Origin of the sequence: Actinomadura rayongensis (assembly GCF_009831215.1) — a bacterium.
GTDB classification, from domain to species: Bacteria; Actinomycetota; Actinomycetes; order Streptosporangiales; family Streptosporangiaceae; genus Spirillospora; species Spirillospora rayongensis.
On the sequence record NZ_WUTW01000004.1, the window covers coordinates 483694 to 504694 of the forward strand.

Below are 21001 nucleotides of genomic sequence, written 5' to 3' on the forward strand. Positions count from 1 at the left end.
CGTCCGGCGGACCGAAATCTTTCCCGCATTGACAAACCGTCCAGTGCGACGGCCCCGCCGGGCCCGGGAATCCGTCCCCGAGCACGGACATGCGAAAGCCCCGCCCGGACGTCCCGGACGGGGCTTTCGCCCGTTCTCAGCGGCGCGGCACGATGTTGACGATCTTGGGCGCGCGGACGATCACCTTGGCGATCTCCGCCCCGCCCAGCGCCTCCACGACCCGCTCGGACGCCAGCGCCAGCGCCTCCAGCTCGCCCGCGTCGATGCCGGGCGCGACCTCCAGCCGGTCCCGGACCTTGCCCGCGACCTGCACGACGCACGTCACCGACTCCTGGACCAGCAGCGCCGGGTCCACCGCGGGCCAGCCCGCCGTCACGACGGGCGCGGTGCGGCCCAGCCGCTCCCACGCCTCCTCGGCCGTGTAGGGCGCGAACAGCGACAGCAGGACGGTGACGGTCTCGGCGGCCTCGCGGACGGCCGGGTCGGCGGCGCCGGGCCCGGAGTCGATCGCGCGCCGGGCGGCCGACACCAGCTCCATCAGCCGGGCGATCGCGACGTTGAACCGGGTGGCCTCGACCAGCCCGGTGACCTCCTCGATCGTCCGGTGCGTGACGCGGCGCAGCGCCCGGGCCCCGGCGGCGGGGTCGGCGCCGGGCGCGGACGCCACCTCCGACGCGACGCGGTGCACGCGCGCCAGGAATTTCGTCATGCCCTGGAGGGACACGTCGGCCCAGTCGATGTCGTCCTCGGGCGGGCCGGCGAACAGCATCGCCAGCCGGACGACGTCCACGCCGTGATCGGCGATCTGCTCGCCCAGGTTCACGCCGTTGCCCAGCGTCTTGGACATCGCCTTGCCGCCGTTGATGACCTGCCCCTGGTTGAGCAGCTGCTTGAACGGCTCGGTGAAGTCGACCAGGCCCATGTCGTACAGGACCTTGGTGAAGAACCGGCTGTACAGCAGGTGCAGGATCGCGTGCTCGACGCCGCCGGTGTACCGGTCGACGGGCATCCAGCGGCGGACCTCCTCGACGTCGAACGGCCCGTCGGTGTAGTCCGGCGAGCAGTACCGGAAGTAGTACCAGGACGAGTCCACGAAGGTGTCCATCGTGTCGGAGTCGCGCTTGGCGGCGCCCCCGCACTTCGGGCAGTCGACGTTGACCCACTGCTCGGCGGCGGCCAGCGGCGACGTCCCCTTGGGCGCCAGGTCGGAGCCGCGCAGGTCGTCGGGCAGCCGCACCGGCAGCTCGTCCTCGGGGACGGGCACCTCGCCGCACGACGGGCAGTGGACGATCGGGATCGGGCAGCCCCAGAACCGCTGCCGCGAGACCAGCCAGTCGCGCAGCCGGAAGTTGACGGCGGCGCGTCCGGTGCCGCGCTCGGCCAGCAGCTCGATCGTGCGGGCGATCGCGTCGGCCTTGCCCAGGCCGTCCACCGGCCCGGAGTTGACCAGCGTGCCCTCGCCGGGCGTGGCGACGCCGGTCGCGGCGGGGTCGGGCGCGCCGGTCTCCACGACGACGCGGACGGGCAGCCCGAACTTCAGCGCGAAGTCCAGGTCGCGCTGGTCGTGGGCGGGCACCGCCATGATCGCGCCGTGCCCGTACTCGGCCAGGACGTAGTCCGACGCCCACACCGGGATCCGCTCGCCGTTCACCGGGTTCACGGCATAGCGGCCCAGGAACACGCCGGTCTTCTCGCGCTCGGTGGACAGCCGCTCGATCTCGCTCTCCCGCGAGACCTCCTCGCGGTACGCCTCGAACGCGGCGCGCTGCTCGGGCGCGACGACCTCCTCGGCCAGCGGGGCGTCCGCCGCGACGACCATGAACGTCGCGCCGTGCAGCGTGTCCGGACGGGTCGTGTAGACGGTCACCGGCTCGGCGCGGCCCTCGATGACGAAGTCCACGTCCGCGCCGGTGGAGCGGCCGATCCAGTTGCGCTGCATCAGCAGGACGCGCTCGGGCCAGCCGCCCTCCAGCTGGTCCATGTCGTCCAGCAGCCGGTCGGCGTAGTCGGTGATCTTGAAGTACCACTGGGTCAGGACGCGCCGCTCCACCAGCGCGCCGCAGCGCTCGCAGTGGCCGCCGACGACCTGCTCGTTGGCCAGGACGGTCTGGTCGTTCGGGCACCAGTTGACCTGGCCGCCCTTGCGGTAGGCCAGCCCGCGCTCGTAGAAGCGCAGGAACAGCCACTGCGTCCAGCGGTAGTACTCGGGGTCGGAGGTGTGCAGGCGCCGCGTCCAGTCGAAGGACGGGGCGAAGCGCCGGAACGACTCGGCCTGGGTCTCGATGTTGGCGTACGTCCACTCGGCCGGGTGGGAGTCGCGCTTGATCGCGGCGTTCTCGGCGGGCAGGCCGAAGGAGTCCCAGCCGATGGGGTGCAGGACGTTGTACCCGCGCTGCGCCCAGTAGCGGGCGGACACGTCCCCGATCGCGAACGCCTCGGCATGCCCCATGTGCAGGTCACCGGACGGGTAGGGGAACATGTCCAGGGCATAGCGGCGCTCGCGCGGATCGTCCGGGCCGCCCGCGCGGTGAGCCGCGAGCCGCTCCCAGCGGTCCCGCCACTTGTCCTGGACGGCCCGCGGGTCGTACCCGTCGGCCGCCTGGTCGTTGCGCGAGGTCTCGTCGCTGCTCACGTCGCTGCTCCACTGGTTCCGGTCGTTGAGGGGCCTGCACGGACGTGCCCTGACATGAAAGAACCCCTCGCACAGGAGGGGTCGCCGCGCTCGCCGGGTAGGGCTCAGCGCGGCGTGCGAAGAAGGAGGGCCATGGTCCGCATACAACAAGACTAGCGCAGGAGCAAGGCCGTCGCGCGGTCGATAACGACCGACGAACCGACCAGATGGTCACAACCTTGATGTCAAGGAAGCACGACATATGGCGTCGGCCGCAACTTATGTATCAGGATGAGCACTACGGTTCGTACACTCGCCAGTAGTAAACGCCTGGTGACACCACCCGGTACGAGGAGTGCCATGCTCAATCTCTCCGTCCTTCTCGAAGACGCGGCCCGCGAGGCGCCCGACCGGGACGCGGTCGTCCTCGGTGACACACGGCTCTCGTACGCGCTGCTGGACACGGTCGCGAACCAGGTGGCGAACCTGCTGGTGGCGCGCGGCCTGCGGCCCGGCGACAAGATCGCCCTGGCGTCGCCGAACGTGCCGTACTTCCCGATGGTGTACTTCGGTGCGCTCAAGGCCGGGGTGGTGGTCGTACCGCTGAACGTCCTGCTGAAGCCGCGCGAGATCGCCTACCATCTCGCCGACTCCGAGGCGAAGGCGTTCTTCTGCTTCGAGGGGACGCCGCAGCTTCCGCTCGGCGAGGCCGGGTTCGCCGGCTTCCAGGAGACGGACGTGTGCGAGCACTTCTTCCTCATGCCCGCGGACCCGACGGCGACCGCGTCCCCGATCGAGGGCGCCGAGCCGTTCCTCGCCGCGATCGGCGGGCAGCCCGGGACGTTCGAGAGCGTCCAGACCGACGCCAACGACACCGCCGTCGTCCTCTACACGAGCGGCACCACCGGGCAGCCCAAGGGCGCCGAACTGACGCACGGCAACCTGCTGATGAACGCGATGGTCTCCGACGGGCTGTTCGAGCGTTCGCTCCACGACACGCTGCTGGTCGCGCTGCCGCTGTTCCACATCTTCGGGCAGACCTGCATGATGAACGTCGGCCTGTACCGGCGCGGGACGCTCGTCCTGCTGCCCAGGTTCGACCCGAAGCAGGCCGTCGCGCTGATGGTCAAGGAGAAGGTGAACGTCTTCGCGGGCGTCCCGACGATGTACTGGGCACTGCTGACCGACGACACCTCCGCCGAGGACGTGGCGACGATCCGCGACAACCTGCGCGTCGCGACGTCGGGCGGGTCGGCGCTGCCGATGGAGGTCCTCAAGGGGATCAGGACCAAGTTCGACGTGAGCATCCTGGAGGGCTACGGGCTCTCGGAGACGTCCCCGGTCGCGTCCTTCAACCGGCCCGACCGCGAGCAGCGGCCCGGCTCGATCGGCCTGCCGATCTGGGGCGTGGAGATGAAGCTCATCGACGACGACTGGAAGACGATCGAGGGCGAGGGCCCCGGCGAGATCGCCATCCGCGGCCACAACGTCATGAAGGGCTACTACAACCGTCCCGAGGCGACCGAGGGCGCGATCCGGGACGGCTGGTTCCGCACCGGCGACGTCGCCCGCCGCGACGAGGACGGCTACTACTACATCATCGACCGCTCGAAGGACATGATCATCCGGGGCGGCTTCAACGTGTACCCGCGCGAGCTGGAGGAGGTCCTGATGACGCATCCGGACGTCTCGCTCGCCGCGGTCGTCGGCGTCCCGCACGAGTCGCACGGCGAGGAGATCAAGGCGTACGTGATCCGCACGCCCGGCTCGACCGTCACCGAGGACGAGCTGATCGCCTGGGGCAGGGAGCAGTTCGCCAACTACAAGTACCCGCGCATCGTCGAGTTCCGCGAGGAACTGCCGATGACCGCCACCGGCAAGATCCTCAAGCGGGCGCTGCGCTGACCGGCGGGCGGTCCGGGGGCGACGGCGCGGTCCCCGGGCCGCTCAGTACGCGTACGGCAGCCGTTTGATGCCGTTGACGAAGGCGGACTCCAGCCGGTCCGGCGCGCCGGCGGCGTGGACGTCCGGCAGCCGCCCGAACAGCTCGCGGAACAGCACGGAGATCTCGCGGCGGGCCAGGTGGGCGCCGAGGCAGAAGTGCGGGCCCGGCCCGCCGAACCCGACATGTCCGGACGCGTCGCGCAGGATGTCGAACCGCTCGGGCTCGGGGAAGACCGACTCGTCCCGGTTCGCCGACCAGTAGTAGAGCAGCAGCTTGTCGCCGGCGGCGACCTCGTGGCCGTTCAGCGTCGTGTCGCGGGTCGCGGTGCGGCGCATCCAGATCACCGGCGAGACGTACCGGACGATCTCCTCCACGGCCCCGGCGATCCGTCCCTCGAAGTCCGCCAGCAGCAGTTCCCGCTGGCCGGGGTGGCGGGTGAACAGGTCCAGGCCGTGCGCGATCGCGTTGCGCGTCGTCTCGTTGCCCGCCACGACGAGCAGGATGAAGAACGAGCCCAGCTCCTGGTCGGTCAGCGCCTCGCCGTCGATGTTGGCGTTGACCAGCGCGGACGTCAGGTCGTCGGCGGGCTCGGCGCGGCGGCGCGCCGCCAGTTCCTCCACGATGGCCTTGAGCGTCTGCGCCGCGTCCAGGAGGGCCACGACGATCCGGTCGGGCTCGCCGAGCGGGATGAACTCGGCGTCGTTGCCCGCCAGGATCGTGTTGGACGCCGCCAGCACCGCCGCGTGGTGCTCTTTTCCGATGCCCATGAGGTCGCAGATGATCGTCAGCGGGAGGCGCGCCGCGACGTCCGCCACGAAGTCGCCGGTGCCCTCGCCCGCCGCGACCCCGGCCACCAGCCGCGCCGCGACCGTGCGGACCTGCTCGTCGAAGCGCTGCACCATGCGCGGCGAGAACGCGCGCGACACGATCCGGCGGATCTTGGCGTGCCGGGGGTCGTCCATGCTGATCATCGAGCCGAAGTACTCGTGCATGTCGCCCGGCATGTCCGGAATGCTGATCGCGCCCCGGCCGGAGCAGAAGTCCTGGGGGCGGCGCGACGCCTCCACGACGTCCGCGTGCCGCGTCACCGCGTAGTAGCCGGGGCCGCGCGGGACGACGAAGACCTCGGGCTCCTCGAACTTCGGCAGCCGGGGCTCGCCGCGCAGCGCCGCGAAGGCCGCGTGCCGGTGCTCGTGCGGCGCCCGCCAGAACGCCCAGTCGGTCAGGTTCACGTCCGCGGCGCGCAACTCGTCCATGATCGTGAACGTACCCCGGGACGCGGCGGGCGTCAGCCCCTCGCGGGCGGACGCCGAGGACGTCAGCCCCTCGCGGCGGACGTCAGTCCTTCGCGGCGGACGTCAGTCCTTCGCGGCGGACGCGGAGGCCGTGCCCCCGCGTCCGCCGCGCCGTCAGACGCCCCAGTCGGGACGCAGGGGCATCTGCGCCCCGCCCTCGTCGTCCAGCTTGACGCCGAGCGTCTGGTGCAACTGGATCCAGTTCTGCTCGAACCCGAGGACGCAGCCCGCCATGTAGACCCGCCACACCCGCGCGGTGCCCTCGCCGACCTCGGCGACGGCCTCGTCCCAGTGGTCGTCCAGGTTGCGGCACCAGCCGAGGAGCGTCCGCGCGTAGTGCTCGCGCAGGTTCTCCTGGTGCCGGATCTCGAAGCCCGCGTCGTTCATCTGCTGCTGGATGTAGCCGGGGCCCTCCAGCTCGCCGTCCGGGAACACGTACCGGTTGATGAACCCGCTCTGCTTCATCGGCGGCGCGAGATTGTCCGGACGGGTGATGGTGTGGTTCAGCATCCGGCCGTACGGCTTCAGTTTCCCGTACAGGAACGAGAAATACGACGGCAGGTTCGCCTTGCCGATGTGCTCCGTCAGGCCGATCGAGCTGACGGCGTCGAATCCGGACTCGGTGACGTCCCGGTAGTCCATGTGCCGCACTTCGGCCAGCTCCGACAGCCCGCGGTCGGCGATGGCCTTCTGCGCCCATTCCGCCTGCTGCTTGGACAGCGTCACGCCGAGGGCCTTGACGCCGTACTCCTTGGCGGCGTGCATGACCATGCCGCCCCAGCCGCAGCCCACGTCCAGCAGCCGCATGCCCGGCTTGAGGCCGAGCTTCCTGGCCACCAGGTCGTGCTTGTGGAACTGTGCCTCCTCAAGCGTGGAGTTCTCCTCCGGGAAACAGGCGCACGTGTACGCCATCGAAGGACCGAGAACCCACTCATAAAAGGTGTTGGAAACGTCGTAGTGGTGGGAGATCGCCTGCGCGTCGCGCCGCTTAGAATGCCGCAGCCACGCCGGGACCCGGCTGAACGGCGCCTCCTGCGGCGGCGGCGGGAGCCGGCGCGACACCGCGCCGCGCAGCAACGGGTCCCCGAGGACGCCCCCGATGATCCGCAGCTTCTCGCGCGGCGTCACGTCGCCGAGCACCTGCTGCATCGTCGACAGGGCCGTGTACATGTCGCCGCTCACGTCGATCATTCCGCTCACGTACGCGCGGGCGAGCCCGAGCGCGCCCGGCGAGTGCACGAGATACGACACCGCGTACGGGGAGCGCACGTCGAACCGGATGTCCGCGTCCGGGTGCCCCGAGCGCGACCCGTCGTAGGCCGCGAACTCCACTGGCGCCCCAGGCCCGGCCAGGCGCTCGAAGACCTTGGCCAGCGTCATCTTTCTTCCTCCTGTCTCCACGCCCCGCGGGGGCGACGGGATCGCGCCGGCCCGCGCGGGACCGGCCCTTCCCCGGGCACGGCTCAGCGCCCGCGCACGCACTTGTCGTAGAGGTCCAGCAGCCGCTTTCCGGGGTCGTAACCCGCCTTCAGCCGCTGGTAGGTCTCCCCGTCGTAGTGCCGCCAGAACTCGTCACGGCTGTAAAAAGCGGTCGAGTACAGCGATTTATGCCCGTCAAGGGCCGCGACCTCACGCTCGATGAGCCGGTTGTGGTACTCGGGGATCTGGCCGGGGGGCAGCCGGACCGTCCCCCAGAAACCGACGTTGACGTACGTCCGGCCCGGTTCCAGCGGGTACAGCGGCCAGTTGTCGCGGGCGCGGAGCGGGCACAGCCAGATCGGCGCCATCCCGACCTTGGCGTGGAAGAAGTCCAGGAATTCCGGCAGCCGTCCGACCGGCACCTCGATGTCCTGGATGACGTCCTCGCGGGGACGCAGCCCGCGCCACCGCTCGATCCGCGCGATGACCTGGTAGCGGCGGTCGTAGGCGACGAGCTTGCGGTAGACGTCCGAGCGCTTGGCGCGGTCCGGCCAGACGCGGCGGACGAGCGGGTTCTGCACGCCGAACGCGCCCGAGCACCAGAACCAGTCGGTGTCCCAGCGCCAGATGTAGTCGCGGACGGTCAGGAAGTCCACCGAACGCTGCTGGATCGACCGGTAGTAGATGTTCTGGCCGGTGTAGTCGGAGGTGTAGGGGGCCTCGTAGGTGAAGAAGCCGAGGGTGAGGTACTGCTCGTCGGCGCTGAAGACGGTGCCGTCCAGGAAGTCGATGGTCTCGCCCTCGTGGACGCCGCTCGCGACGAGGTCGTCCAGCGCGCGGCTCAGCGCGTTCGCGTCGGCGAACCGCAGGTGCCGCAGCTTGACGTACGGCTTCACCGGCACCAGGTCGATCTTCAGGCGGAGGCTGTAGCCGAGCGTGCCGTAGGAGTTCGGGAAGCCGAAGAAGAGGTCGCTGTGCTCGTTGTCGCGCGTGGCGACGACCACCCGGCCGTCGCCGGTGAGGATCTCCATCTCCTGGACGGCCTCGTGCGGCAGGCCCAGCCGGAACGACGTCGACTCGATGCCGAGGCCGGTGACCGCGCCGCCGAGCGTGATCGTCTTGAGCTGCGGGACGACGGTCGGCATGAGCCCGTGCGCCAGCGTCGCGTCGACCAGGTCCTCATACGTCGTCATGCCCTGGACCTGCGCGGTGCGGGTCTCGGGGTCGACGCTCAGCACGCGGTCGAAGCCGGAGACGTCCAGACCCGGGGCCTCGGACGGGTCGCGCCACCGGAACAGGTTCGAGGTCCGCTTCGCCAGCCGGATCGGCTGCCCCTCCGGGATCGCCGCGTACGAGCGGCGCAACGCCTCGACCGCCTGTTCGTGATCACCGTTGACCAGCAGGTCCGTCATCTCACCCTCCCCGTGACAGTAAACCGGTCATCCCATGTATCGTCCACATAATTGGGCGAGAGGGTGCTCACACACCCCGGGGACGTCCGGCCGTCCGACTATCTCACGAGGCGCAGGATCCAGGGCGTCCGGAATCCGTTCCCGGTGAGCGCGACGACGGCCGCGACCGCCGCGACGACCCAGGTCAGAGCGTAGAGCACCCCGCCGATCCCGAACGTCACCACCGTGACCAGCAACAGTGTCAACTGGAAGTTGACGGCCTCCACGGCGTGCCGCCGCACATACGCGGACCGCTTGCCGCTCGTCAGCATCAACACGAGCGGACCGACGAAAAGCGTCGGAACACCGAGCGCATGCGACAACGCGGCGAGCACCCGATCCTCCCCGCTCAACGCCCCCGCCCGCGCCCCGTCCTCGCCACCGACCGCAAGGTCGACGAGCACCGTCTCCAACTCGCCGCGCGTCTTGGCCGTCATGGCGAGATGGGCCCGAAGGTCGAACTCGTCATGATCGAGCCGCCCCTCGGCATAAGCATCCTGAAGCCGCCCGACGACGGCGTCACGCTCGGCATCGGACACACGGAGCCGGCCGACGTCCTCGACGCCACCGAAATGTTTCCCGTCCATACCCCCATGCTGCGCCGCCCCACCCCACACCACCATCGGGGACGTCCCTGACCCAACCCTGAACCCCCTCCCCCCAAAGTTCGCCCGCCCCACTCCCTCCGCGCCCATGCCCGTCCGTCGTCCGCGCGTGCCCGCGCGCGACGGTGCGCGACGGTGCGCGACCGCGAACATTCATGCGCGACGCCGTGCGCGCAGAACGCCGTGCCCACGGGGCGCGGGGAGCAACGCGCGGCGCAACGTGCGCGTAGAACGTATGCCTCGGAGAAGGCCATGCGCACAGTGCGGACGACGCACCGCGCGCACCGTGTGGGCGTTGGCGCGGTGCGCGGGACGACGTGTGCGCGGGACGACGGGCGCGCGGGACGACGGGCGCGCAGGACGGTGTGTGCAAGGAGTGCCCTGCGCGGGGGTGCCCTGCGCGGGGGTGCCCTGCGTGTGGGTCGTCGTCGCCTGCGGAGTGTGGGTGGGGCATCGTTCAGACCCCGGCGGCGAACGCGACCGCGAGACCGCGGGCGGGGCGGGGCTTAGCGGGACGGTCAGTGATTGCGCTTGGTGTAGCGGTGGCCGGGCTTGAGATGCGTGCCGAGCAGTTCGGGGACGGTCGCGAAGACGTATCCCTTCGCCTTCAGCGCGCGGATGATCCCCGGGACGGCGGCAATCGTCGTCGGGTGGATGTCGTGCATGAGGACGATGTAGCCGGGCTTCGTCCCGCGCACGACGCGGCGCGTCACGATGGCGCTGTTGCGGTCCTTCCAGTCGAGCGGGTCGACCGCCCAGAGGATCTGCGCGAGTCCGAGGTCGCGGGTGACCGCGGCGACCGTCCGGTCGGTCGAACCGTAGGGCGGACGCATCAGCACCGGCGTGACGCCGGCGGCGTGGCGGACGGCGCGCTGTGTGCGCACCAGTTCGGAGCGGACGGTGGCCGCCGAGGCGCGGCCGAGGTCGGCGTGGCTCCAGCTGTGGTTGCCGACGACGTGGCCGTCCGCGATCTCGCGCCGGATCACGGCCGGTTCGGCGGCGGCGTTGCGCCCGACGACGAAGAACGTCGCGCGGACGTTGCGCTCGGCGAGCATGCGCAGCAGCGTGCCCGTCTTCGGACCCGGCCCGTCGTCGAACGTGAGCGCGACGCATTTCTGCTTCGCGCAGTCGATATGCCGGGGCGCGCCCGCCTCGCTCACCGGCGGATCTCCCGCCCGCGGCTCCTCGGTCGGCGGCAGAGCGCCCGTCGGCGCGGGCGTTCCAGGTATGCCCGCCCCACCTGGCCGGACGGGCGCGCTCCCGGCTCCCGGCCGTCCGACAGTGGCCCCGCGCCGCCCGGGCGCGACGGCCGGACGTTCGACCGACTTTCCCGATCCCCGCACATTCCCCGACCCGGCCTGCGGCGCGGGCGCCGCGGAAAAGGAACGGTCCGCCGCGGCCGGTACGCTCCCGAAACTGCTCAGCCATCCGCAGAGGATCACCGCAGCGGTGCCCATCGCGCCGAAGCGCACGCGACTCGCCATGTGTCCCCCTTCGACCGGCCCCGATGCCGGTCATCCTAGAACCGCGCACCCCGGAAAGGCGGGCGGCGGGAACCCGCGCGTCCCCAAGACCGTTTATGGTCATAGTCCGCTCATCGACCCGGAAAGGGATTCCGGGCACCGCGAACGGGGGACGCCGATGAGGATCCGCGACCGTTTCGGACTCCGCAGAAACCGGGGACCGCGAACGAACACGCTCGACCGCGAGGCGACCGACGCCGACGTCGAGGCCCTGATCGCCTTCGCCCGCTCCCGCCGCGGCGTGGAGTTCTTCGTGGAGCCGGAGACCTTCGCGACCGACACGACGGCGGTCGCGGTGGCCCACGACGGCGAATGGACCCGCCGCCGCGTCGGCTCCCCCCGCGTGATCGCGAAGGTGGCCCGCAACCTGAGCCTCCCCATCTACGACGTCCAGATCGTCGGCTACCCGCCCCGGATGCGCGCCTACAACGAACGCAACCGCGACCGCCGCCTGGACCCCGGCACCCCCGGCGAAGCCGTCGCCTCCTAGCCCCTCCTCTCCGCGCCCCGCAGACCCCCTGCGGCGCGCTCCCCATCACCACGCGCGGTCGCGCGAGGGTGGTCGCGCGAAGGTGCTTTGTCCGAGCGGGGTTGTCTAACCGTGGCTGTTCGAGCGCGGGCGTCCGAGCCCGGTCGTCTGACCGTGGTTGTTCGAGTCTGAGCGTTCGGGTCTGAGCGTTCGAGCCCGTTGTCCGAGCCCGTTGTCCGAGCCCGGACGTTCGACTGCGGACGTTCGACTGCGGACGTTCGGCGCGGGCGGTGGGCGGTGGGCGGTGGGCGGTGGGCGGTGGGCGGTGGCGTCGATGATGCTGCTGCGTGGGCGGTGCGGACGGTTGGGTGGGTGGGTGGTGGGGGTTGGGGGTTAGAAGTGGCGGGCTACTCGGGCTTGGGTTTCGGACGGCGGGATGCCGAGGGCGATGATTTCGCGGAGGAGGGCGGCCATCGAGTAGGACGGGGCGGCGGTGAGTGCTCTGTCCAGGGCCAGGTTCGCCAGGGCGCCGTCTCCTATGAGGTAGGCCGTGTAGGCCAGGAGTGAGGCAGGGGCGGCTGCGTAGTGCGGTGCTACTCGGCGGGTTGTGTTGCGCCAGAGTTGCAGGTGGTCGGCGGGGGTGTTGTTGGCGTGTTCCCATGCTTCGTCGCGGACGGGCAGGGACGTCAGCAGGAGGCCTAGCCAGGCTGTTTCGTCGTCGGTCGGCGGGTTTCGGTCTGTGCTGTAGCGGTCGAGCAGGTGGGTGACGAACGGGATGCCTTCTGTGGTCAGGATGGTGGGGGTCGAGGGTGGGTCGGGGGCGGACGGTGCTCTTGCCAAGGCGGCCAGGCGGTCTTCGGCGCGGCGGGTCGCGGCGCGCATCGCGGCGGCGGCGGGGCCGTCCACGGGGGCGATCGTGCGGGCCAGGTCGGCGCGGTCGGACAGGGCGACGTGGCCCGCGTAGACCGCTTCGGCCGTGACGCGGGCGGCGCGGGTGTCGAGCGGGCGGCCCGTCGGCGGGCAGCACGTCTCGTCGGGACAGCCGAGCCGCCACCAGCGGTCGTCGAGGACCCGCAGGATGTCGATCACCTTGATGTCGTGGCGGTCGAGTGCGGCGGCGAGGGCGTGGGCCGCGTCGTCCGCCCGGTCCGGCGGGCCGTAGCCGAGGACGATCGCCTGCTCGAAGCCGTTGCGGGCCAGGACGGGCGCGGTCTGCTCGTCCACGTCGGGCAGGTCCTGCCGGACGGCGCACGCGGTGCGCGGGCCGCCGAACGCCAGGCAGACGAGGCTGTCGGCCGGGTGAAAGCCCAGGAGGTAGGGGACGGCGGCGATCGCGTCCGCGGGGTCGCCGATCTTCAGTGGCTCGTTCATGCGTCGAGCTTCGCCGCCGGGAGGGGCGCGGCGAAACTCGTCTCGTGATCTGTGGAAAACCTCTGAGTCAGGATGGGTCGCGTGAAAGGACGGGAGGGTCCGCTGACCACGGGAAATCAATCCACCGGTCCGTGCGCCGCCACACGTACTCGCACTTCACTGTCGAACGGGGTTTCTCGTATACGACCGCGCATCGTACGTCCGCAACGTGGTCGGCGCAGAAGTCCCGGACGAGCCGCAGCGTCGCTCCCGTGTCGGCCACGTCGTCCGCGACCAGCACCCGCGCTCCCGACAGGTCCACCGCGCTCGGCGTGGGCGGCAGCATGACGGGCATCTCCAGCCGCTGGTCCACGCCGGTATAGAACTCGATGTTCATGACGTGCAGGTTCTTCACGTCCAGCGCATAACCGAGCGCGCCGGCGACGAACAGCCCGCCCCGGGCGATCGACAGGATCAGGTCCGGGCGGTACCCGTCGGACGCGACCGCCACGGCCAGCTCCCGGCTCGCGGTGCCGAACAGTTCCCAGGTGAGGACTTCTCTCGACGCGGACACCCGCCCATCCTCTCCGATGCCGCCCGGCGACCCGTCGCCGACGCCGGACGAACTCGGACGCGAACCGTCCCGGCGCACCGGAACACGTCTGCTCGCGATGGTGGGCGCACGGAGCGGAGGCGGCCCGCCGCAGGGTGCGGACCCGCGTGACTTGACGGCAACGCGCAGCCTGGCGGACACACGTGGGCTGGCGGCAACGCGCGGGCGGCGAGCGCGCGGCCTGACGGACACACGCAGCTTGATGGCGACGCGCGGGCGGCGGGCCGCACGGGCTGACGGACACGTGGCGCGGCGGCAACGCGCGCGGCGAGCGCCCGGGCTGGCGGACAAACGTGGAGTGGCGGCGACGCGCGTGCGGCGAGCGCGTGGGCTGGCGGACACGCTCAGCCTGATGGCAACGCGCGAGCGGCGGGGCGCGGGCTGACGGATACGTGGGGTGGCGGCGACGCGCGGGTGGCGGCGACGGGCGCACGGGCTGACCAATACGTGGGGTGGCGGCGACGCGCGGGTGGCGGGGGCGCGGGCGGCGCGGAGTGGGGGCGGCGCGGAGTGGTGTGGGTCGGGGTTTCGTGACGGACCGGAGGTGTGTGGGGTTGCGGCATGGAGGGGCCGCGCTGCCTCACGTGACCCTGTAGCGTTGCCCCGTGCCAGCCCCCGAACTCCTGAGCGAATCCGCCCCGACCTCTGATGTTCCGGACGTAACGGAACTCCTGGCGGCGGCCGTGGCGGCCGTCGGCGGCACGGAGCGGCCCGGCCAGGTGGCGATGGCCGAGGCGGTCGCGCACGCGATCGCGTCCGGCGAGCACGTCGCCGCGCAGGCGGGCACCGGGACGGGCAAGTCGCTGGCGTACCTCGTCCCCGCGCTGAGGCACGCCGTGACGGCCAAGAAGACCGTCGTCGTGTCGACCGCGACGATCGCGCTGCAGAACCAGCTCGTCGACCGCGACCTCCCGAGGCTCGCCAAGGCGCTGGAGCCGCACCTCGGCGTCGAGCCGATGTTCGCGATCCTCAAGGGCCGCCGCAACTACCTGTGCCTGCACCGCGTCCAGACCGGCGCCCCCGAGGACCCCGAGGACGAGGCCCTGTTCGACCCGCAGCAGCTCTCCGGCCTCGGCCGCCAGGTGAAGCGGCTGAACGAGTGGGCCGACGAGACCACGACCGGCGACCGCGACGAGCTGGTCCCCGGCGTGAGCGAGCAGGCGTGGCGGCAGGTCGCGGTGACGGCCCGCGAGTGCCTCGGCGCGGCGCGCTGCCCGCAGGGCACCGAGTGCTTCGCCGAGCGGGCGCGGGCGGCGGCGGGCGAGGCGCACGTCGTCGTCACCAACCACGCGCTGCTCGCGATCGACGCGCTGGAGGACTTCCAGGTCCTGCCCGAGCACGACGTCGTGATCGTGGACGAGGCGCACGAGCTGGTGGACCGCGTGACGTCCGTCGCGACCGGCGACCTCAGCGGCCCCGGCGTCGAGGCGGCGGCACGGCGGCTCGGCCGACTGGTCGAGGAGGCCGTGGCGGACCGGCTGAAGGAGGCGGGCGAGGCGCTCGGCGTCCTGCTGGACGATCTGCCCGAGGGCCGCATGGACGTCCTGTCACCCGGGCTCGGCACGACGCTCGCGGTCGTCCGCGACACCGCGCACGCCTGCCTGACGGCCCTCGGCCCGGAGAAGAAGGACAACGACCCGTCCGACATGGGCGCGCGCAAGGCGGCCCGGTCCGCGCTGGACGACCTCCACGACACCGCGGGACGCCTGGTCGACGCGTTCGCGGCGGAGATCGCGGCGCGCACCGAGGTGGTGTGGCTGGCCAAGCCGTTCGCCCAGGAAGGACGCCCGACCCGTCCGCCGACGCTGCACGTCGCGCCGATCGGCGTGGGCGGGCTGCTGCGCGGCACGCTGTTCGAGGACCGCACGACCGTCCTGACGTCCGCGACGCTGACGCTCGGCGGCTCGTTCGACCCGCTGGCCCGCCAGTGGGGCCTGCCCGCGCAGGACGCCGAGGACGAGAAGCTGAAGTGGTCCGGCCTGGACGTCGGGTCGCCGTTCGACCATCCGAAATCGGGCATCCTCTACGTCGCCCGGCACCTCCCGCAGCCGGGACGCGACGGCCTCGCCGACGCCTGCCTCACCGAGATCACCGAGCTGGTCGAGGCGGCGGGCGGCCGGACGCTCGGCCTGTTCTCCTCGATGCGCGCCGCGCGCCAGGCCGCCGACGAGCTGCGCGACCACCTGTCGCACCCGCTGCTGTGCCAGGGCGACGACACGACGTCCCTGCTGGTCAAGCGGTTCGCCGAGGAGGAGCGGACGTGCCTGTTCGGCACGCTGTCGCTGTGGCAGGGCGTGGACGTGCCCGGCCCGTCCCTGCAACTGGTGATCATGGACCGGATCCCGTTCCCGCGCCCGGACGACCCGGTGACCTCGGCGCGGCAGCGGGCCGTCGCGGCGCACGGCGGGAACGGCTTCATGGCCGTCGCGGCGACGCACGCGGCGCTGCTGCTGGCGCAGGGCGCGGGACGGCTGCTGCGGTCGATGGACGACCGGGGCGTCGTCGCGATCCTGGACCCGCGGCTGGCGACCGCCCGCTACGGCGGCTTCCTCAAGAACTCGCTGCCGCCGTTCTGGGCGACGACGGACCCGCAGGTGGCGCGGGGCGCGCTGCGCCGGCTCGACGCCGCGGCCGGCTGATCAGCCGACCCGCCGCCCGCTGACCTCGACGGGCCGCAGCGAGACGTACGACTCGCGTTCGCCCCCGGCCCACGGCCGCACGTCCGGCAGCGCCTCGACCTCCGCCGCCGTCAGGTGGTGCGCCGGGCCGCGCAGCAGGACGCTCCAGCCCGCGTGCCGCTCGGCGTCGATCGCGTCGACCTCGAACGCGACGCGGGCCTCGGCGCCGCGCACGGCGGTGCTGACGCCGCTGTTGATCCGGCCGCCGAAGCTCGTCCGGAACACGACGGTGTCACCGGCGACGACGTAGTTGACGGGCAGGACCGACGGCCCCTCGCCGTCGTCGAACCCTACGCGGCCGATCCCGCCCGGCGCGATCAGCCGCAGGCACTCGTCCCGGTCCAGCCTCTCGAAGGATCCCGACGTGGTCATCACTGGCCTCCCTGGCAACTCCCCTGTCGTCGTTCCCCGAGAACGCGCAGGTCATCCCCGGCGGCGGGCGGCCAGGAACTCGCCGATCCTGCCGATGGCCTCCTCCAGGTCGTCCGCGTACTGGAGCGTGACGATCCGGAAGTGGTCGGGACGCGGCCAGTTGAACCCGCTGCCCTGCACGACGAGGATCTTCTGCTCCTCCAGCAGGTCGAACGCGAACCGGACGTCGTCCTCGATCGCGTAGACGTCCGGGTCCAGGCGCGGGAACACGTACAGGGCGCCCTGCGGCCGGACGCAGGACACGCCGGGCAGCGCGTTGAGCCGGTCGGCGGCGCGGTCGCGCTGCTCGCCGAGCCGTCCGGTCGGCAGGACGAGCTCCTCGATCGTCTGCTTCCCGCCGAGCGCGGCCTGGATGGCGTGCTGGCCGGGGACGTTCGGGCAGAGCCGCATGTTGGCGAGGATGTCCAGGCCCTCGATGTAGGACGCGGCGTGCTGCTTCGGCCCCGACAGCACCACCCATCCCGAGCGGAACCCGGCGACCCGGTAGTTCTTGGACAGCCCGCCGAACGTCAGGCACAGCAGGTCGGGCGCGAGCGACGCGATCGAGGTGTGGACGGCGCCGTCGTAGAGGATCTTGTCGTAGATCTCGTCGGCGAAGATCAGCAGGTGGTGCCGCCGGGCCAGCTCGACGATCTGCTCCAGCACCGGACGCGGGTACACCGCGCCGGTCGGGTTGTTGGGGTTGATCAGGACGAGCGCCCGCGTCCGGTCGGTGATCTTGGCTTCCATGTCGGCGAGGTCGGGGATCCAGTCGGCGCCCTCGTCGCACAGGTAGTGGACGGCCTGCCCGCCGCACAGCGCGACCGACGCCGTCCACAGCGGGTAGTCCGGCGCGGGGATGAGGACCTGGTCGCCGTTGTTGAGCAGCGCCTGCAGCGTCATGACGATCAGCTCGGAGACGCCGTTGCCGAGGTAGACGTCCTCCACGTCGACGTCGGCGATGCCCATCTCCTCGCAGCGCTGCACGACGGCGCGGCGCGCGGGCAGGATGCCCTTGGAGTCGCTGTAGCCGTGGGCGTCGGGCAGGTTGCGGACCATGTCCTGGAGGAGTTCGGGCGGGCACTCGAAGCCGAACGGCGCGGGGTTGCCGATGTGCAGCTTGAGGATGCGGTGCCCCGCGGCCTCCAGTTCCCGCGCGCGGCCGAGGACGGGGCCGCGGATGTCGTAACAGACGTTGCCGAGCTTCGCCGACTGGGTGACCTGCATGGCTTCCAGCCTATCCGCGGACGATCACGCTCCCGCCGGGACATGGGGCGCCATATTGTGATGCGACCGACATACAAGCAGGCTTGCTTGCTTGTATGTCGCCTCGTACCTTCGAGGTGTGACAGTAAGCAGTCGCCGACACGGACCCCCCGTCCGCCGCACGCAGGAGGAGCGGCGGTCGACGACGCGTCGGCGCCTGCTGGACGCGACGATGGAGTGTCTGGTGGATCTCGGCTGGTCGGGGACCTCGACCACGGAGGTCGCCCGGCGCGCCGGAGTCTCGCGCGGTGCCCAGCAGCACCACTATCCGACGAAGATGGAGCTGGTCACCGCGGCCCTGGAGCACATGCTCCAGGCGCAGCGGCTCGCGTACGAGACGGCGTTCGCGATCCTCCCGGCCGCCCGCCGCAACGTCGAGGGAGCCCTCGACCTGCTGTGGGAGGTCTTCCGCGGGCGCCCGGCCAAGGCGCTCATGGAACTGGCCGTCGCGGGGCGCACCGACGACGAACTGCGCCCCCTGTGCCGGGACATGAACGAGCGGATCGTCCAGGTGATCACCGAGACGTTCAGTCGGCTGTTCCCCGCGAACACCCTGCCCCCCGACTTCGTCACGACGCTGCTGCGCGCCCTGTACGCCCTGTACATCGGGCTGTCGGTGCAGAACGCGCTGGACGACGACGCGGACGGTCACCAGGCCGAGGTGCTGACGCAGCTCAAGGCCATCGCCCTGCTGATCGTCCCCGAGACGGGCGGACCCGTCCTGACCCCCACCCCCGAAGACGGCGGCGACGCCGGACGCAGCACCCCCGAGGGAGCGCCATCATGACCAAAGCCCCCACCGAGCTCGCCGAGGAAGTCCGCGAGCAGGTCAAGGACAAGAAGTCGTATCTCGGTGTCATCAGCCGCCTGAACAAGGCGTCGGTGGACAAGCACTGGGAGGCGTACGCCGACATCCCGTGGGACGACCCCGAGTTCCTGGTCGACAAGAACGACCCGCGCTGGGTCCTGCCGGAGTTCGACCGGCTCGGGGACACCGCCTGGTACAAGGCGCAGCCGCCGGAGATCCGCGCGCAGATCGGGCTGTGGCGCGTCGCGACGGCGATGAAGATCGGCCTGCAGTTCGAGAACCTGCTCAAGCGCGGCCTGCTGAACTACGCCTACCGGCTGCCGAACGGCCGTCCGGAGTTCCGGTACGTCTACCACGAGACGACCGAGGAATGTCACCACGGCATGATGTTCCAGGAGTTCGTGAACCGGACGAAGATGCCGATCCGCGGCATGCCCCGGTCGCTGAGCCTCATCGCGCAGGTAGCGCCGTGGATCCCGCTGGTCAGCACCGAGCTGTTCTTCGTGTTCGTGCTCGGCGGCGAGGACCCGATCGACTACGTGCAGCGCAAGTCGCTGAAGGGCGGGCACATCAAGCACCCGCTCGAAGAGACGATCATGAAGATCCACATCGCCGAGGAGGCGCGGCACATCTCGTTCGCGCGCCACTACCTCAAGCACCGCGTGCCGAACCTGAACCGCACGCAGAAGGCGATCCTCGGCGTGCTCACGCCGGTCGTGCTCGGCGTCATGGCGCGGATCATGCTGTCCCCGCCCGGGCCGATGGTGCGGCACTTCAACATCCCGGCCGAGGTCGTCCGCGAGGCGTACCGCAACCCCGACAGCAAGGCGGAGATCTCCAACTCCGTCGCCAAGATCCGCGACCTGATGAACGAGCTGGGCCTGGTGAACCGGCGCAACAAGCAGGTCTGGAAGGCGTTCGGGATCTGGGACGAGCCGGGCACCCGCCGTCCGCTGAGCACCGACGCCGTCGCCAAGGCCGCCTGACGATGACCGCGGAGAACAACCGTCCCGCCGTGGTCACGCCCGCGGCGGGACCGGGCGAGGCGTACAACGTCGTCATCGTCGGGACGGGCTTCTCCGGCCTCGGCATGGCGATCGGGCTGAAGAAGGCCGGCGTCCACGACTTCGTGATCCTGGAGAAGGCCGGCGAGGTCGGCGGGACGTGGCGGGAGAACACCTATCCCGGCTGCGGCTGCGACATCATGTCGCTGCTGTACTCGTTCTCGTTCGAGCCGAAGGCCGACTGGTCCCGGATGTTCCCCAAGCAGGCCGAACTGCTGGAGTACATCAAGGAGGTCGTCGCCAAGTACGAGCTGGAGCAGCACATCCGGTTCGACACCGAGGTGACGGGCGCCGAGTACAGCGACGCCGACGACACCTGGAGCGTGACCGTCGCCGGCGCGGGCGCCGAGCCGGGCGAGGTCGTGCGGGGACGGGCGCTGGTCGCGGGCATGGGGCCGCTGCACCAGCCGAGCATCCCCGACCTGCCGGGCCTGGACTCCTTCGAGGGCACGACGTTCCACTCCGCCGAGTGGAACCACGACTACGACCTCACCGGCAAGCGCGTCGCCGTGATCGGGACGGGCGCGTCGGCCATCCAGTTCGTCCCGCGCGTGGCGAAGCAGGCCGGGTCGCTGACGCTGTTCCAGCGGACGCCGCCGTGGATCCTGCCCAAGCCCGACCGCCGCGTCACCGGCGTGGAGAAGGCGCTGTTCCGGCGCGTCCCCGGCGTGCAGCGCGGCTACCGCAACGGCATCTACCTGATGCAGGAGAGCTTCGTGCTGGGGTTCAAGAACCCCAGGCTGCTGAAGGCCGCGAGCGGCCTGGCGAAGTGGCACCTGAACCGCCAGGTGAAGGACCCGGAGCTGCGCCGCAAGCTGACGCCCGACTACACGATGGGCTGCAAGCGGACACTGGTGTCCAGCGACTACTACCCGGCGCTGACCCGTCCCAATGTGCACGTCACGACCGAGGGGATCGCCGAGGTCCGGCCGCACTCGATCCTCACGAAGGACGGCGCCGAGCACCCGGTCGACGCGATCATCTTCGGCACCGGCTTCCACGTCACCGACGCCTTCGAGCACGCCCACATCGTCGGCCGCGACGGCGTGAAGATCCAGGACGCGTGGCAGGACGGCGTCGAGGCGCACCTCGGCGTGTCCGTCGCGGGCTTCCCGAACCTGTTCCTGCTGCTCGGCCCGAACTCCGGGCTCGGGCACAACTCGATGATCTTCATCATCGAGGCGCAGGTCCGGTACGTCCTGCGGTGCCTGCGGATGCGGGACGCGGCGGGCGGCAGCCGGATCGCCGTGCGCTCCTCCGCGCAGGACCGCTTCAACCGCTGGGTCCAGGCCAAGTCCGAGGGCGCGGTGTGGGTCGCCGGCGGCTGCACGAGCTGGTACCTCGACCGCAACGGCGTGAACCGGGCCGCGTGGCCCGCCTCGACCGTCAACTACTGGCTGCGGACGCGCCGCCTCGACCCGGCGGACTTCGAGATCGCCGGGAAGGCCGCGAGCTGAGCGCCCTGTCGCGCGCCGGGCACGGGCCGTAGACTC

At 71.1% G+C, this 21001-nt stretch carries 16 protein-coding genes; 6 read left to right on the forward strand and 10 right to left on the reverse strand.

Translation table 11 applies throughout. The features are described 5' to 3' along the window. Positions 1 to 136 precede the first annotated feature (136 nt). Entirely contained in the window at positions 137 to 2632 is a 2496-nt protein-coding gene (leuS, locus tag GQ466_RS21450) for a leucine--tRNA ligase (RefSeq protein ID WP_161104773.1), read from the reverse strand. Positions 2633 to 2971: 339 nt separating this feature from the next. Between leuS and GQ466_RS21455 the strand changes: the two genes are divergently transcribed. Then, positions 2972 to 4516, forward strand: coding sequence for a long-chain-fatty-acid--CoA ligase (locus GQ466_RS21455; protein WP_161104774.1), 1545 nt, complete (start codon positions 2972 to 2974; stop codon positions 4514 to 4516). A gap of 42 nt (positions 4517 to 4558) precedes the next feature. On the opposite strand, the gene GQ466_RS21460 is transcribed toward GQ466_RS21455, so the two are convergent. The 5 genes from GQ466_RS21460 to GQ466_RS21480 form a co-directional block, all read right to left on the reverse strand. Then, positions 4559 to 5812, reverse strand: a complete 1254-nt coding sequence (locus GQ466_RS21460; protein ID WP_161104775.1) for a cytochrome P450 — start codon at positions 5810 to 5812, stop codon at positions 4559 to 4561. Positions 5813 to 5965: 153 nt separating this feature from the next. Next, entirely contained in the window at positions 5966 to 7231 is a 1266-nt protein-coding gene (locus GQ466_RS21465; protein ID WP_161104776.1) for a class I SAM-dependent methyltransferase, read from the reverse strand. Between the two features lie 83 nt (positions 7232 to 7314). Then, complete coding sequence (locus tag GQ466_RS21470; protein ID WP_161104777.1) at positions 7315 to 8682, reverse strand: FAD-binding oxidoreductase; 1368 nt, start codon at positions 8680 to 8682, stop codon at positions 7315 to 7317. A 98-nt stretch (positions 8683 to 8780) separates the two neighbouring features. Next, entirely contained in the window at positions 8781 to 9308 is a 528-nt protein-coding gene (locus GQ466_RS21475) for a DUF1707 and DUF4870 domain-containing protein (protein ID WP_161104778.1), read from the reverse strand. Positions 9309 to 9844: 536 nt separating this feature from the next. Next, positions 9845 to 10486: a polysaccharide deacetylase family protein gene (locus GQ466_RS21480; RefSeq protein ID WP_161104779.1), complete on the reverse strand. Its 642-nt coding sequence runs from the start codon at positions 10484 to 10486 to the stop codon at positions 9845 to 9847. 481 nt (positions 10487 to 10967) lie between these two features. On the opposite strand from GQ466_RS21480, the gene GQ466_RS21485 reads away from it, so the two are divergent. Then, the gene (locus GQ466_RS21485) at positions 10968 to 11339 is read left to right on the forward strand and encodes a hypothetical protein (protein ID WP_161104780.1); all 372 of its coding nucleotides are present in this window, start codon (positions 10968 to 10970) and stop codon (positions 11337 to 11339) included. A 372-nt stretch (positions 11340 to 11711) separates the two neighbouring features. On the opposite strand, the gene GQ466_RS21490 is transcribed toward GQ466_RS21485, so the two are convergent. Both GQ466_RS21490 and GQ466_RS21495 read right to left on the reverse strand, forming a co-directional pair. Then, entirely contained in the window at positions 11712 to 12689 is a 978-nt protein-coding gene (locus GQ466_RS21490; RefSeq protein WP_161104781.1) for a DUF4192 domain-containing protein, read from the reverse strand. Positions 12690 to 12756: 67 nt separating this feature from the next. Beyond that, complete coding sequence (locus GQ466_RS21495) at positions 12757 to 13242, reverse strand: phosphoribosyltransferase family protein (protein WP_161104782.1); 486 nt, start codon at positions 13240 to 13242, stop codon at positions 12757 to 12759. A gap of 644 nt (positions 13243 to 13886) precedes the next feature. Between GQ466_RS21495 and GQ466_RS21500 the strand changes: the two genes are divergently transcribed. Next, a complete protein-coding gene (locus GQ466_RS21500) occupies positions 13887 to 15920 on the forward strand; it encodes a helicase C-terminal domain-containing protein (RefSeq protein ID WP_161104783.1) in 2034 nt (677 codons plus the stop codon). On the opposite strand, the gene GQ466_RS21505 is transcribed toward GQ466_RS21500, so the two are convergent. Together GQ466_RS21505 and GQ466_RS21510 are read right to left on the reverse strand one after the other, a co-directional pair. Further along, complete coding sequence (locus GQ466_RS21505) at positions 15921 to 16331, reverse strand: pyridoxamine 5'-phosphate oxidase family protein (protein ID WP_161104784.1); 411 nt, start codon at positions 16329 to 16331, stop codon at positions 15921 to 15923. It lies immediately after the preceding gene. A gap of 51 nt (positions 16332 to 16382) precedes the next feature. After that, positions 16383 to 17597 carry a pyridoxal phosphate-dependent aminotransferase gene (locus GQ466_RS21510; RefSeq protein WP_161104785.1) on the reverse strand — a complete coding sequence of 405 codons (1215 nt, stop codon included), beginning with the start codon at positions 17595 to 17597 and terminating at the stop codon, positions 16383 to 16385. A 118-nt stretch (positions 17598 to 17715) separates the two neighbouring features. Between GQ466_RS21510 and GQ466_RS21515 the strand changes: the two genes are divergently transcribed. Genes GQ466_RS21515 through GQ466_RS21525 form a run of 3 tightly spaced genes read left to right on the forward strand, consistent with a single transcriptional unit; the run spans position 17716 to position 20965 of the window. Next, on the forward strand, positions 17716 to 18423 hold the full coding sequence (locus tag GQ466_RS21515) for a TetR/AcrR family transcriptional regulator (RefSeq protein ID WP_337193570.1): 708 nt from the start codon (positions 17716 to 17718) through the stop codon (positions 18421 to 18423). Beyond that, positions 18420 to 19430 carry an AurF N-oxygenase family protein gene (locus GQ466_RS21520; protein ID WP_161104786.1) on the forward strand — a complete coding sequence of 337 codons (1011 nt, stop codon included), beginning with the start codon at positions 18420 to 18422 and terminating at the stop codon, positions 19428 to 19430. Before GQ466_RS21515 ends, GQ466_RS21520 begins: the two co-directional genes overlap by 4 nt. 2 nt (positions 19431 to 19432) lie before the next feature. Then, on the forward strand, positions 19433 to 20965 hold the full coding sequence (locus GQ466_RS21525) for a flavin-containing monooxygenase (RefSeq protein WP_161104787.1): 1533 nt from the start codon (positions 19433 to 19435) through the stop codon (positions 20963 to 20965). Positions 20966 to 21001 lie beyond the last annotated feature (36 nt).